General features: G+C 71.4%; 13 protein-coding genes. 9 read left to right on the forward strand and 4 right to left on the reverse strand.

What is annotated here, in order from left to right:
• Positions 1–2: 2 nt before the first annotated feature.
• Positions 3–551, reverse strand: coding sequence for a cysteine hydrolase family protein (locus tag MT346_RS14505; protein ID WP_243563803.1), 549 nt, complete (start codon positions 549–551; stop codon positions 3–5).
• A gap of 21 nt (positions 552–572) precedes the next feature.
• A complete protein-coding gene (locus MT346_RS14510) occupies positions 573–1,352 on the reverse strand; it encodes an aldo/keto reductase (protein WP_243563804.1) in 780 nt (259 codons plus the stop codon).
• Positions 1,353–1,438: 86 nt separating this feature from the next.
• On the opposite strand from MT346_RS14510, the gene MT346_RS14515 reads away from it, so the two are divergent.
• The 3 genes from MT346_RS14515 to MT346_RS14525 all read left to right on the forward strand — a co-directional run bounded on the left by MT346_RS14515 (position 1,439) and on the right by MT346_RS14525 (position 3,906).
• Positions 1,439–2,278, forward strand: a complete 840-nt coding sequence (locus MT346_RS14515) for an HNH endonuclease family protein (RefSeq protein WP_243563805.1) — start codon at positions 1,439–1,441, stop codon at positions 2,276–2,278.
• 89 nt (positions 2,279–2,367) lie between these two features.
• Positions 2,368–3,165, forward strand: coding sequence for a glucose 1-dehydrogenase (locus MT346_RS14520; RefSeq protein WP_243563806.1), 798 nt, complete (start codon positions 2,368–2,370; stop codon positions 3,163–3,165).
• A gap of 78 nt (positions 3,166–3,243) precedes the next feature.
• Positions 3,244–3,906, forward strand: a complete 663-nt coding sequence (locus MT346_RS14525; RefSeq protein WP_243563807.1) for a GPP34 family phosphoprotein — start codon at positions 3,244–3,246, stop codon at positions 3,904–3,906.
• Between the two features lie 24 nt (positions 3,907–3,930).
• Here MT346_RS14525 and MT346_RS14530 read toward each other — a convergent pair whose 3' ends face one another.
• A complete protein-coding gene (locus MT346_RS14530; protein ID WP_243563808.1) occupies positions 3,931–7,383 on the reverse strand; it encodes a TM0106 family RecB-like putative nuclease in 3,453 nt (1,150 codons plus the stop codon).
• A 78-nt stretch (positions 7,384–7,461) separates the two neighbouring features.
• On the opposite strand from MT346_RS14530, the gene MT346_RS14535 reads away from it, so the two are divergent.
• Genes MT346_RS14535 through MT346_RS14545 form a run of 3 tightly spaced genes read left to right on the forward strand, consistent with a single transcriptional unit; the run spans position 7,462 to position 8,977 of the window.
• Positions 7,462–7,863, forward strand: a complete 402-nt coding sequence (locus MT346_RS14535) for a hypothetical protein (RefSeq protein WP_243563809.1) — start codon at positions 7,462–7,464, stop codon at positions 7,861–7,863.
• A 17-nt stretch (positions 7,864–7,880) separates the two neighbouring features.
• Positions 7,881–8,402 carry a hypothetical protein gene (locus tag MT346_RS14540; RefSeq protein ID WP_243563810.1) on the forward strand — a complete coding sequence of 174 codons (522 nt, stop codon included), beginning with the start codon at positions 7,881–7,883 and terminating at the stop codon, positions 8,400–8,402.
• Positions 8,399–8,977 carry a hypothetical protein gene (locus MT346_RS14545; RefSeq protein WP_243563811.1) on the forward strand — a complete coding sequence of 193 codons (579 nt, stop codon included), beginning with the start codon at positions 8,399–8,401 and terminating at the stop codon, positions 8,975–8,977. Before MT346_RS14540 ends, MT346_RS14545 begins: the two co-directional genes overlap by 4 nt.
• A gap of 42 nt (positions 8,978–9,019) precedes the next feature.
• Here MT346_RS14545 and MT346_RS14550 read toward each other — a convergent pair whose 3' ends face one another.
• Positions 9,020–9,961 carry an ADP-ribosylglycohydrolase family protein gene (locus MT346_RS14550; RefSeq protein ID WP_243563812.1) on the reverse strand — a complete coding sequence of 314 codons (942 nt, stop codon included), beginning with the start codon at positions 9,959–9,961 and terminating at the stop codon, positions 9,020–9,022.
• Between the two features lie 85 nt (positions 9,962–10,046).
• Between MT346_RS14550 and MT346_RS14555 the strand changes: the two genes are divergently transcribed.
• Genes MT346_RS14555 through murQ form a run of 3 tightly spaced genes read left to right on the forward strand, consistent with a single transcriptional unit; the run spans position 10,047 to position 12,571 of the window.
• Positions 10,047–10,700, forward strand: a complete 654-nt coding sequence (locus tag MT346_RS14555) for an NUDIX domain-containing protein (protein ID WP_243563813.1) — start codon at positions 10,047–10,049, stop codon at positions 10,698–10,700.
• A gap of 57 nt (positions 10,701–10,757) precedes the next feature.
• Complete coding sequence (locus MT346_RS14560) at positions 10,758–11,651, forward strand: MurR/RpiR family transcriptional regulator (protein ID WP_243563814.1); 894 nt, start codon at positions 10,758–10,760, stop codon at positions 11,649–11,651.
• Between the two features lie 8 nt (positions 11,652–11,659).
• Positions 11,660–12,571 carry an N-acetylmuramic acid 6-phosphate etherase gene (gene murQ, locus MT346_RS14565; protein WP_243563815.1) on the forward strand — a complete coding sequence of 304 codons (912 nt, stop codon included), beginning with the start codon at positions 11,660–11,662 and terminating at the stop codon, positions 12,569–12,571.
• Positions 12,572–12,573: the final 2 nt, after the last annotated feature.

Raw genomic sequence — 12,573 nt, forward strand, 5'->3', positions numbered from 1 at the left:
GCTCAGGCGAGCGACGCGACCCAGTCCGCCGTCGACACGACCTCGGCCTGGCGCGGGAACACCTTCTCGAGCAGCACCCGGTGCACCTCGTCGTCGCCGTCCGAGCACGCATCCGCCAGCACCGTGAGCCCGAAGTCCAGGTCCGCCGCCTGACGCAGCGTCGACAGCACGACGCCGCTCGTCGCGATGCCGCACAGCACCAGGTCGCGCACGTCCAGCCCCCGCAGCAGCACCTCGAGGTCGGAGCCCGCGAAGGCACTCACCCGCAGCTTCGTGACGACGAGGTCGTCGTCGCGCAGCGCGAACGCCGGGTGCACCTCGGTGGCGTCAGCTGCTTGTGCGCCCATCCGCTCGCGCATCCCGCCAAACATCTTGTTCGACGCGGCAACCTCGGGAGCGCCGGGCCGGAACGCCACCCGGACGAACACGACCGGGATCCCCCGCTCTCGCGCTGCCCCGACGGCGTCGACCGCCGCGGCAAGGGCTTCGGGGGTCCCGAGGCGGTCGACGATGCTGTTCTGGTAGTCCATGACGAGGAGTGCGCTGCTCACCTCCCCGACGCTACCGCCAGCTCAGTGCCCGAGTGCGTCGATCTGGGCGACCTCGTCGTCCGACAGGGGCACGGTCGCGCCGGCCGCGTTCGAACGGATGCGCTCCGGGTTCGACGACTTCGGGATGACGACGAACTCGTGCGCGACGTGCCACGCGACGATCACCTGGGCGGTGTCGACGTCGTGCGCCTGGGCGATCGACACCAGCGTCGGGTCCTGCAAGTTGCTCGCTTTGAACGGGCTGTAGCCCTCGAGCACGACACCGCGGTCACGCAGTCCGTCGGCGACCGCGCGGTCGAACTGGGCCGGGCTCCACTTGATCTGGTTCACGGCCGGGGTGGTCCCGGTCGCCTGGGTCAGCTCGTCGATCTGCGCGAGCGAGTAGTTGCTCACGCCGACGGCCTTCGTCAGCCCGTCGGCCTGCGCCTGCACGACCTGCTCCCACACGTCGGGGCGCGCCTGGCCGTTCGGCGGCCAGTGCACGAGCCACAGGTTCAGGTGGTCGAGGCCCAGCTGCTCCAGGCTCTCCTCGATCGTTTCGCGGACGCGGTCGGCGTTGTCCGGCGGCAGCTTCGTGGTGACGAACAGGTCGCCACGGGGCAGACCCGAGTCGGCGATGGCCTGCCCCACTCCACGTTGGTTGCTGTACCCGGTCGCGGTGTCGATGTGGCGGTACCCCGCGTCGAGCGCTGCGCTGACGGCAGCGGGGGCGTCAGCGTCGTCGATCTGCCAGGTGCCGAAGCCCAGGAGCGGCATCGCTCCACCGGTCACCGGCACGGACGGTTCTGCGTAGTCGGTCATGCCACCGTGTCTACGCGGCGATGTCGGATGCGTCCACCAGGATCGGACGGACGATCCACCGAGCATCACCAGGAGCACCACGCCGCATGACGTCCCGCCGACGCCGCACCACCCGCCTGACCCTGTCCAGCTCGCTGATCCTGATCGGCATCGCCGTCCTCGGGTACGCGCTCCACGCGACCGGCGCGCCGCCCTCTCAGGCGGACGGAACACCGGCCACCGGAGCAGCCCCGACCGTCAGCGCGACCGCCCGTGGGACCGCAGCACCCGTGCCGGAGCCGACCCGAGCCTCCAGTCCGGCCGACAGTCCGGCCGGCAGTCCGGGCGACCCGGCGCCCGACGGCGCGGCCGACCCGGCGGCCGACAGTCCGGCCGACGTCGCGACCGCACGCGCGCAGCTGGCGGCCCTGCCCGTCAAGGGCAAGGCCCCCGCGACGGGCTACGACCGCACCGCCGACTTCGGCACCGCGTGGCTGGACGTCGACCACAACGGCTGCGACACCCGCAACGACGTGCTGGCCCGCGACCTGACCGACGTCGTGCGGAGCGGCCCGTGCCGGGTGACGTCCGGCGAACTCCGATCGCCGTACACCGGCACGACGATCGACTTCGTGCGCGGGAACACCACCTCGACGCTCGTGCAGATCGACCACGTCGTCGCGCTCGAGAACGCCTGGGTCACGGGCGCGCAGCAGCTCAGCCAGGGCGAACGGCAGGCGTTGGCGAACGACCCGGACAACCTGTTCGCGGTCGACGGACACTCGAACGCGCAGAAGCGATCCGGCGACGCCGCGACCTGGTTGCCCGCGGCCACGGCGTTCCGCTGCACGTACGTCGAGCACCAGGTCACGGTGAAGACCCGGTACCGGCTGTGGGTCGCGCCGGCGGAGCAGCAGGCGATGACGCGGGTGCTCGACCGCTGCTGACCGTCGGCGCAAAACGACAGGTGTAGTCTAGATGGCGAGCCGATGCGAACGCATCGACCTTCGACGATGAAGACCTCAGGAGGCCTCCCATGCCCACGAACACCACCACCCGCTTCTCCGACCGTGTCGTCCTGATCACCGGCGGCGGCTCCGGACTCGGCCGTGCGACCGCCGTCCGCCTGGCCGCCGAGGGCGCGAAGCTCTCGCTGGTCGACGTCAGCAGCGAGGGCCTCGACGCCACGAAGGCCGCCGTCCTCGATGCCACCCCCGAGGCCGAGGTCCTGACCACCGTCGCGGACGTGTCGGACGAGGCCCAGGTCGACGCATACGTCACCGCCACCACCGAGCGCTTCGGCCGCATCGACGGCTTCTTCAACAACGCCGGCATCGAGGGCAAGCAGAACCCGACCGAGTCCTTCACGGCCGCCGAGTTCGACAAGGTCGTGTCGATCAACCTGCGTGGGGTGTTCCTGGGCCTCGAGAAGGTCCTGGGCATCATGCGCGAGCAGGGCTCCGGCATGGTCGTCAACACCGCCAGCGTCGGTGGCATCCGCGGCATCGGCAACCAGTCCGGGTACGCGGCCGCCAAGCACGGCGTGGTCGGCCTGACCCGCAACTCCGCCGTCGAGTACGGCCGCTACGGCATCCGCATCAACGCCATCGCCCCCGGAGCCATCTGGACGCCGATGGTCGAGAACTCGATGAAGCAGCTCGACGCCGAGAACCCGCGCGGGGCCGCCGAGGAGTTCATCCAGGGCAACCCGACCAAGCGCTACGGCGAAGCACCCGAGATCGCCGCGGTCGTCGCGTTCCTGCTGTCCGACGACGCCAGCTACGTCAACGCCACCGTCGTCCCGATCGACGGTGGCCAGTCCGCCGCCTACTGAGCGGTCAGCTCGGCACCGTGCCGCGCTCTCCGGCCTGGAGGCTCGACGCACCCCCGCAGCACGTGGAACGATCGAGGGATGGCTGAGCAACTGACCGTGCCCCAGGCGTTCGCGCTGCTGCTGACCGAACCCGACGGTCGCCGCGCCGTCGACGCCAGCCGTTTCGACGCCGGCCTGGCCGGCGCGGTCCTGGCGGACCTCGCGCTGCGCGGGGCGGTGTCCCTGGACGGCAAGCTGGTGCGGGTCGTCAACGGGGCGCCCGTGGGCAACGGGGTCCTCGACGCCGTGGTCGGCACCATCGCGGCATCCGGCACACCGCGCAAGGCGAAGTGGTGGGTGTCGAAGCTCGGCGGGCGCCAGCTCCGGGACGACGTCGCCGCCGAGCTCGTGCAGGCCGGGCTGCTGACCGAGCAGCAGCGCAAGACCTTCGGCATCTTCCCGTCGACGGCGTACCCGGAGCGGGACGGCCGGCCCGAGATGGCTCTGCGGACCACAGTGCTCGAGGTCCTCGACGGCCGCACCACCCCCACCCCGTTCACGGCGGCGACCATCGCGCTGCTCGACGCAACCGGGTCCCTCCGGCAGCAGTTCGGCAAGGTCGACAAGGCCCGGGTGCAGGACATCACGTTGGGCACGTGGGCGTCGCCCGCGGTCAAGGCGGTGCTGCAGGACATCCAGACCACCGCCGCAATGGCGGGCGTGCTGGCAGCGACGACAGCCGCGACGGTCGCGTCCTCGTAGGGACCGGCGCGGTCGGCTGACGCGTCAGGGGCGCGGCTCGACGAGCTCGATGAACCGCGACAGCAGCGACAGCCCGGGGATCGAGGGCGGCAGCGCCGTCGTCAGCGCTGGCGAGTACACGAGGTACGCCGCCCACATCGCCCGCGACAGCGCCACGTTCAGCCGGTTCGGCATGAGCAGGAAGTCGAGCCCGCGCGGGATGTCCGCTGCGCTCGACGCTGCCAGCGACACGATCGACACGACGGCCTCGCGCCCCTGGAACATGTCGACCGTGCCGACCTGGGTGCCGCTGAACCCTGCTGCATCGAGTGACGCACGGATCACCGCCCCCTGCGCGTTGTAGGGCGCGACGACGATGACGTCTTCGTCGGTCAGGGTCCGCGCGTCGTGATCGTCGGTCCACGATCGCCCGACCGTGTCCCGCACGAGTTCGACCACCCGAGCTGCTTCTTCGGGCGACGACGTCGTGTTCCCCACGTGCGCCACGGGCACCGGGTGCACGCCGGCCTGGACCCCGTCCAGGTGCCGGCCGGACACCATCGACGTCAGCTGCCCGTTGTACGACAGGTCCGACACCGAGGCGGTCAGTGCGGGCTCCATCCGCCGGGTGCGGGCCAGGAAGTACCCGAAGTCCGGCGGCAGCACGTGTTCGCCGTCCGCCAGCCACCCGAGCGCCGACTGGTCGACCGGCTCGGGGTGCGAGCCCTGCGACACCTGCGGCAGCTGCTGCGGGTCCCCCAGCAACAGCAACCGCGAGGCTGCGACCGACGACGCGATCGTCGGCGCGAGCGAGAACTGTCCGGCCTCGTCGACCACGAGCAGGTCGAGGGAACGCCGCGCGATCGTGCCCTCGTTCGCGAAGGTCCACGCCGTCCCGCCCACGACGCCCCCGCTGCCGGTCTGCTCGCACGACGCCAGGAACGCCGCGATCGCCGCACCGTTCTTCACCGGGGTCCACGCCGCCGCGTCGATGTCGTCGGCGTCAGCACCCGCCTTCGGCTGTTTGACCACGCGGTCCGCGGGCACCCCGGCGCGGACCACGGCGGACAGGAAGTTCTCGCTGGTGGCGTGCGACTGCCCCACCACGCCGACCCGCCATCCGTGCTCCCGCACCAGGCGCGCGACGACGTTCGACCCGACGTACGTCTTGCCGGTGCCGGGAGGCCCCTGGATCGCCAGGTACGAGTGGTCCAGCCCGAGCATGGTCGCCACCACCGCACCCACGGTGTCGTCGCCGACCACGGGCGCGAGCGCACCTCGCGGTGGCACCCGTCGCAGCAGGTCGAGCGCCGGGTCGGGCAGCATCTCGGGCAACGCGTCGAGGACCCAGCCACCCCACTCGGCGATCGCCTCGGGCTGGGGCTTGGCGCGCGGCGGCGAGGACGGTGCCAGCGCGACCGGGTACTCATGGTGGGGCTCTCCCCCGACGGGCAGCCGTTCGAGCAGCAGCACCTCGGTCGTCTCGCCGTCGTCCCGCACGTCCAGGATCGTGGCGCGGTCCGTCGCGCCCTTCGACCCGGGGCCCGGAGAGCCGACCGATGGCGGAGTCGGGTCGTCGTACACCAGGTGGGGCGAGCCTCCTGGCCGGAGCCGACTGCCGGGCGCGAGCGTCCCCGACAACCGCAGTTCCCGTGACTGCGAGCGGGCACGCGGCAGCATGTCCCAGTCGCGTTCCACCGACGCCCGCTCGACCACCAGGACGTCACGCGTGTCGGCCCATTCGTCCAGCGGGTTGCGCAGCCGGTCGAAGTGGTCCTGCCAGAAGGTCTTGGCCTCGCGGCGGTGGTAGTCGATCGCGGCTGCGGCGAGCGCCAGCGCTGTCTGGTCGGGTGTGCGGTCGAGGGGGTCGGTGTCCTCGAGCTCCGCTGCCAGCGCGACGGAGACCGGGTTCGGCTCGCGCTCCACCGGGATCGGCGGCAGGTCGAGCTCCGCCGGGGTGTCCGTCGACGGTGGCCGGAGCGACAGCAGCCAGTCCCGCAACCGCAGCGTGGAGCGGCAGTCGTACGCGTTGTAGTCCGCCACCTGGTCGAGCATGTGCTGCCCGGCCGCGGCGTCGCCCGTGCGGAGTTCTGCGATCGCGTCGACGTAGGCGGTGATGCTGTCAGCCGCGTTCGTGACGTCGCTGACGCGCAGGTCGTCGCCCATGTACAGCGGCTCGAGCTTCTTGATCGAGTAGCTGTGGCTGCCGACCACCAGGGCCCCGCGGACGATCGGGTAGAGGTCGACCAGGACGCCGGCGCGCAGCAGGTCGTCGACGGCCTCTTCGCCGACGCCGTGCCGGGCGGCGAGCGACAGCAGGTGCGTCCGCTCGTAGGCCGCGTAGTGGTAGACGTGCATGCCCGGGTGCTGCTGGCGGCGCTCGGCGATGAACGCCAGGAAGTCGAGCAGGGCCTGTCGTTCGTCGCGGATCGTGTGCGCCCAGAACGCGGTGAAGTCGGCGCGGTCGTCGACAAGGCCGAACAGGTAGTCCAGGCCCCAGTGCACGCCGTCCTCGGTGTGCAGCGGGTCGCCCTCGAAGTCGAAGAACACGTCGCCTGCGTCCGGCGCGGGGATCGCGTCGAGGGCGCGGGGGTCGAGCAGCTCGTAGGCCGGGGTACGTTGACCCGCTGTCTCGATCTGGAGGCTCGCCTGACGCACCAGCCGATCCAGCGTCGCCTTCGCCATGGTGGGCACCGGGGTGGTGCGGACCGCCAGGTCGTCGATCGTCCGCACGCCCTGCCGGATCAGCTTGGTGCGCTGATCGAGGCGCATGCCCGCCACCAGCACCAGGTCGCGGTGCTGCTCGACCTGCTGCTGGCACGCACTGCAGCGGCCGCAGCTGGCGTACCGGGGGTCGCCCCACTGCACGGGGTCCTGCGCGTCGAGCCGTTCGTCGATCACCCGCTGCAGTTCGGTTCGTTGCTTGCGGTACACCGGCGCGATGTCGGCCAGGTCGTGCGTGGTCGTCGTGCGGTCACCGAGGACCAGGTGCACCTGCTGCCCGGTCGGGATGCCGTGCGCCTGCATCTGCTCGGCGTAGGCGGCGAGCTGCAGCAGGGCGCTGATCTTGGCGTGCCGGGCGAGCTTGGTGTCGTAGACCTCGTACTCGCCCCGCGCGTTGCGGATGATGAAGTCCGCGAAGCCGATGAAGCCCGCGGTGTGCTCGGTCGGCGGGGCGTGGAAGGTCGGCTGGTACAGGACGTCGGCGCCGTCCCGCATGGTCTCGAGTGCTTCGGCTGCGGCGGCTTCGTACTGCGGAGGTGCCGGTCGGTCGAACTCGACCACGTCGTGCGTCTGCTTCAGGATCGCCAGGTAGTCCAGCTCGTGCTGGTCCCCCAGCCGGGCGGTGCGGTCGAGCATGTCGTCGTGCTCGTCGGGCAGGGGCTCCCCACGGCCGAGCTTGACGTCGAGGCGTCGCAGGAAGGCGTACTCGCACGTCGCCCACGTGGTGAGGTCGCTCGGGCTGAGGAGCGCACGGCCGGCCTCGGTGATCTGCATGGAACCCACCGTAGGGGCGGGTGCCGACAGCCCCGACGGCGTTGCTGCCGCGTTCAGCCCGCACGGTACGGTCAGACGATGAGCTTGCAGGAGTCGCCCGTTCTGCTCCGCCGGAACGCGACGTGCCTGATCGACGTCGCGGCCTACAGCAGGGTCGGGCTGGACGCTGCTGCCTTCGACGTCGCACCCGGACGGCGGGGACCGTTCGGGCTGCGCGGTGTCGAGGGGGTCGGTGGCAAGCTCGTCCTGACGTCGACGGCACTGTGGTTCCACCCGCACCGGCTGAACTTCACGCGGGCGGAGTTCGGCATCCCACTCGACGAGATCACCGAGGTCCGCGACGTCTCCCGCGGCCTGCGTCGGCAGATCGAGGTCGTCATGCGCAACGGCGCCCGACCCCGGTTCGTGGTGTGGGGCATCCCCGCGCTCATCGCCGCGATCGATCGCGCGCGCGGAACCTCCGCGACGTCACTACGCTGATCCGGCAAGGGGGAACGATGAGCAACAGCATCAACACATGGGGCGGAACCGCGACAAAAGAGGCTGCGAAGCCACTGTTCGTCGTGCGGCGTTCGTGGTTCAACACGACGTTGTACGTGATCATCGGCGGCGCTGCGGTCGGGATCGGCATCATCGGCGCGGTGATCCAGTCGACCGTTGCGCCCGACTTCGGCGGCAGCCTGTTCGCGATGCTGATCGGCGGCGGCATGGTGTTCCTGCCGATCGGCCTGGTCCTGAACCGCAGCCGCATCACCGTGTGGGACGAGCGATACGACGTGCGGAGCGGGTTGGGCCGGACGCGCCACCGGAACGTCGCTGATCTCCACCGGCTCCGCTACGCCACGCAGTCGAGCGGCGCCGGCATGACCTTCGTCAGCCTGACCGGGTGGGACGAGCGACGGAAGAAGCAGTTCCGGGTCTTCACGACCCACAGCGGGTTCGCCGAGTTCACGGCGTGGCTCGCGCAGCACCGCCCCGAGCAGTGGGCGGAGTGCGAGCAGCTGGGCCTGTCGGAATGATGCTGGCGGTCCCCGACCAGCTCTACCTGATCGCTCGGCGTGCGCGGCGTCGCACGGTCCCGATCGCCCTGGCCGGACTGGCGGTGGGTGCCGTGTCAGGTGCGTTCGTCGCTGTCGGCCAGCCCCCGCTCGTCGCGCTCCTGACCGTCGCGGGCTTCGGCGCTTCCGGCGGTGGGCTGGCGGGGACGTTCTCGCTTCTGCCGACGACGACGCAGCTCGCCCCTGACGTTCGCCTGCCCGTTGCCGGGCTGGACAAGGACTCGCGGCGAACGCTCCGCAACGCCGTGATGTCGGGCCGGCCGATCCCGTCCGCCGATCCGGAGACCGCAGCGCGCGGCCTGCACCTGGCGCAGCTGACGGCCGTGTACCTGCCGCTCGCGCTCGCGCAGTTCCTGTTGCTGTACGTCGGGATCGGAGGCGCTCAGATACCGTCGCTCGTCGCACCGGACGGGTCGAACGCGGGCCTCACTCGGGTCGTCCTCATCGGGCTGCTCCTGGTGGCGATCGTGATGACGATTGTGTTCACCCGGCAGATCCGAGGGGCGCGTCGGTACCTGGCAGCCGCGAACCGCTGAGCGCCGGAGACTCCCCCCATCGAAGCCTCCGACGCCCGCAGGTCACGCGGTGCGGCTGAGTGCCTGCTCGCTCAGCGTCACCAGGTCGTCCGCCCGCAGCGCCGGCCAGCCGTGCAGCAGCTCACGCCACTGCGCGGGCAGGGCGGACGCGCCGTAGAGGGCCCCGGCCAGTCCTCCGGCGATCGCGGCCACCGTGTCGGTGTCGTTACCAGTCCGGACTGCTCGAACGAGGGCGTCCTCGAGCGAATTACTGCGCGTGACCGCCGCGTACGCCGCCTGCAGCGCTGACACCACCCAGCCGTTCGAGTCGGTGAAGTCCACCGGCTCCGACTGCTCGGCGACGCTCAGCCGTTCGGCCCAGACCTCGCGCGACGACGGGTCGAGCAGGTCCAGCCCCCGCCGGACGTCGAGCTCGCCGGTCAACACCGCGTGCCGGATCGCCGCGCACCAGAGCACGCACGCGTCGCCCGCGTCCGATTCGTGGTGCGTCAGGTCACTGATCGCCCGGGCAGCTGCGGCCAACCGCTGCTCTTCGTCCGGCGCACCCGTCAGGTACCCGAGGACCAGCGGCGCGGTCCGCATCAGCGACCCGTTGCCCGCCGACTGGCCCTTGAACTCGTGTTCCTGCCGGGCCGCAGCGCGTGCGTGGGCGGCGGTGTGGGCCTCCAGTCCGGTCAGGACGTTGCGCGTCTGGATACCGACGTCGGGCGCGTTCACCGCCCAGCTCGCCCAGGCGGCCACCAGGCCGTCGAGCGCCGTTTCGGATGCCGGGTCGCCACCGCGGGCGACGGTGCGGAGGATCGGCACGGCCATGCTCGTGTCGTCCGTCCACTCCCCCGCGGCCCAGCCGAACGAGCCGCCGCCGGCCATGCGGATCGGCGTGGGTTCCGGGACAGCGGGCTTGAACTCGTAGCCGGCGCCGAGGGCGTCGCCTGATGCGGAGCCGAGCACGGCGCCGACGGCGCGGTCGTGGATATTCGTCATGAGCCCTCCGAAGGTTTACGCGGAACTGCGTAAAACAACCGTGGCACAGGACACCGGTTTGCGCAAGTGTGCGTAAACTCGTGCCATGACCTCGTACCGCGATGCAAGCGGCAAGCGCCTGTCCGACTACCCGCGGCCCTCCGTGGCGGTCGACACGGCCGTGCTGACCGCCCCGGTCGGCGGCCCGCTGTCGGTGCTGCAGGTGCGTGACGCCGTCGACGGGGACTGGCGACTACCGGGGACGTTCGTGCACCAGGGTGAACGGTTGGCGGACGCAGTGCTGCGCTCACTGCGGGACAAGGCCGGGGTCACGGGGTTGGCGCCGCGGCAGCTGCACGTGTTCGACGATCCGGAGCGGGACGACCGGGGGTGGGTGCTGTCCGTGGCGCACCTCGACGTGGTGCCGGCTGCTGCTCTGAGGACAGCATCGGGAGCCCGCATCGTGCCCGTCACCGAGGCGTCCGGCATGATCCACGGGCACGACGACATCCTCGGGTTCGCGGTTGCGCAGCTGCGCGAGGACCACCGGGGCGCTCCGGACCCGCACGGGCTGCTGCCCTCGCCGTTCACGATGTCGGCGTTGCGGGGGCTGCACGAGGCCGTGCTCGGGGAGCGGTTGCTGCCGGATTCGTTCCGGCGGGCGATGGTGCCGATGCTGACGGCGACCGGCGGACGCGCAGCGGAGGGGCCGGGGAAGCCGGCGGCGTTGTACCGGCCAGCCCACCGCCCCGCGCTGTAACACGCAATTTACTTTCACACCTAGCGCCACGGCATGCAATGCGCTTTCATGGCATGCATGTCGACCACACCCGCCGCCACGGTGCGCGCCGACCGCGCCGACGCGTTCGCGCTCGTCCGGACCCAGTCCGCCACGATGCCGACGGGCATGCGCGCCATCGCCAAGGCCGTCCTGGCGAACCCGAAGGACAGCGCCAACGGCAGCGCCGCCGACCTGGCCAGCCGCGCCGACGTCAGCGCCGCCACGGTCTCCCGCTTCGCCCGGCACCTCGGCTTCGCCAGCTACGCCGAGCTCCAGCGCAGCATGACCCGCGCCGTCGAGCGCGGCATCCACGACCACGGCGAGATCCACGCCGGCGTCGGGGTCGACGACGACGTGGCGACGGTCATCGCGAAGGTCACCGAGGACGTCCGCGCCGTGATGACCGACACCCGCGCGGCACTCGACCCGGCCTCGCTCGAGCAGGCAGCCGCGGCCGTGCAGCACGCCCGCCGCGTCGTGATGTACGGCGTCGGCGCCTCGGGCATCGTCGCGCGTGACCTGCACCTGAAGCTCGAGCGCATCGGCATCGCGAGCTCGATCGCCGACGACCCGCACAACGCCCTGACCCTGGCCAGCGTGATCGACGAACGCGACGTGGTCGTCCTGGTCAGCCACTCGGGCACGACGACCGAGGTGCTGGACGTCGCGGCCGAAGCCGAGCGGCACGGGTCGACCGTCGTCGCGATCACCGGCCACCGTGGCACGGCACTCACCCGGGCCGCCGACCACGTCCTGCTCGGTGTCGCCGGCGCCGAGAGCGACCTGCGTCCCGCGGCGATGGGTAGCCGGATGAGCCAGCTCGCCATCGTCGACACCCTGTTCATCGTCGTCGCCCAGCGCACCGACGACCGTTCCCGCCCGCTGCTGGCACGCAGCCGCGCCGCCGTCCGCACGCACCACCGATCCTGAAGGCCCCCATGCACCACGACTCCCTGCGCGACGAACTCCGGTCCCTGACGACCGAGTCGACCGACTCGCGACTCGACGACATCGACCTGGTCTCCACTCTCGAAGCTGCCCAGCGCATGAACGCCGGCGACCGCAGCGTGCCCGCGGCGCTGGACCCGTGCCTCCCGGCCATCGCCCTGGCGGCCGACGCGATCGCCGCCGCCTTCGCGCGTGGCGGCCGACTGATCTACGTCGGCGCCGGCACACCGGGGCGCCTCGGCGTCCTCGACGCCAGCGAGTGCCCGCCCACCTTCGGCACCGACCCTTCGCAGGTCGTCGGCGTCATCGCCGGCGGGCAGATCGCGCTCACCACCGCCATCGAAGGCGCAGAGGACGACGAGGACGCCGCCGTCCGCGACCTCGACGCACTCGGCCTGACCGGGGACGACGTGGTCGTCGGGATCAGCGCCTCCGGCAGGACGCCGTACGTGATCGCGGCGATCCTGGAGGCGCGGCGCCGGTCCGCCCTGTCGGTGTCCGTCGCGTGCAACCCGGACTCGGCCGCGGGGCGGGAGGCCGACATCGCCATCGACGTCGTCGTCGGTCCCGAGTTCATCGCCGGCTCGACCCGCCTGAAGGCGGGCACCGCGCAGAAGCTCGTCTGCAACATGCTCACGACGCTCGCGATGGTGCGCAGCAACAAGACGTACGGCAACCGCATGGTCGACGTGCGGGCGACGAACGCCAAGCTCGTCGCACGGGCGTTCTCGCTCGTGCAGGACGTCACGGGCGCTGCTTCCGCAGACGTGGAAGCCGCGCTCGACGCGTCCGACGGCGAGGTGAAGACCGCCATCGCGATGATCCTCACCGGTGACTCCGCCATGTCCGTCCGCGATCGGCTCGCTGCCGCCGGCGGGTCCCTGCGCGCCGTCATCTCCTGACC

This window comes from Curtobacterium sp. VKM Ac-2922, assembly GCF_022815645.1.
In the GTDB taxonomy this organism is placed as follows: Bacteria; Actinomycetota; Actinomycetes; order Actinomycetales; family Microbacteriaceae; genus Curtobacterium.

What these genes read in the sequence shown, in the direction of transcription:
- MT346_RS14555 (WP_243563813.1), top strand. Translation starts at nt 10,047, where the DNA reads ATGACCTCGTACCGCGATGCAAGCGGCAAGCGCCTGTCCGACTACCCG.
- MT346_RS14535 (WP_243563809.1), top strand. Translation starts at nt 7,462, where the DNA reads ATGAGCTTGCAGGAGTCGCCCGTTCTGCTCCGCCGGAACGCGACGTGC.
- MT346_RS14540 (WP_243563810.1), top strand. Translation starts at nt 7,881, where the DNA reads ATGAGCAACAGCATCAACACATGGGGCGGAACCGCGACAAAAGAGGCT.
- MT346_RS14520 (WP_243563806.1), top strand. Translation starts at nt 2,368, where the DNA reads ATGCCCACGAACACCACCACCCGCTTCTCCGACCGTGTCGTCCTGATC.
- MT346_RS14510 (WP_243563804.1), bottom strand. Translation starts at nt 1,352, where the DNA reads ATGACCGACTACGCAGAACCGTCCGTGCCGGTGACCGGTGGAGCGATG.
- MT346_RS14530 (WP_243563808.1), bottom strand. Translation starts at nt 7,383, where the DNA reads ATGCAGATCACCGAGGCCGGCCGTGCGCTCCTCAGCCCGAGCGACCTC.
- MT346_RS14515 (WP_243563805.1), top strand. Translation starts at nt 1,439, where the DNA reads ATGACGTCCCGCCGACGCCGCACCACCCGCCTGACCCTGTCCAGCTCG.
- MT346_RS14550 (WP_243563812.1), bottom strand. Translation starts at nt 9,961, where the DNA reads ATGACGAATATCCACGACCGCGCCGTCGGCGCCGTGCTCGGCTCCGCA.
- MT346_RS14560 (WP_243563814.1), top strand. Translation starts at nt 10,758, where the DNA reads ATGTCGACCACACCCGCCGCCACGGTGCGCGCCGACCGCGCCGACGCG.
- murQ (WP_243563815.1), top strand. Translation starts at nt 11,660, where the DNA reads ATGCACCACGACTCCCTGCGCGACGAACTCCGGTCCCTGACGACCGAG.
- MT346_RS14545 (WP_243563811.1), top strand. Translation starts at nt 8,399, where the DNA reads ATGATGCTGGCGGTCCCCGACCAGCTCTACCTGATCGCTCGGCGTGCG.
- MT346_RS14525 (WP_243563807.1), top strand. Translation starts at nt 3,244, where the DNA reads ATGGCTGAGCAACTGACCGTGCCCCAGGCGTTCGCGCTGCTGCTGACC.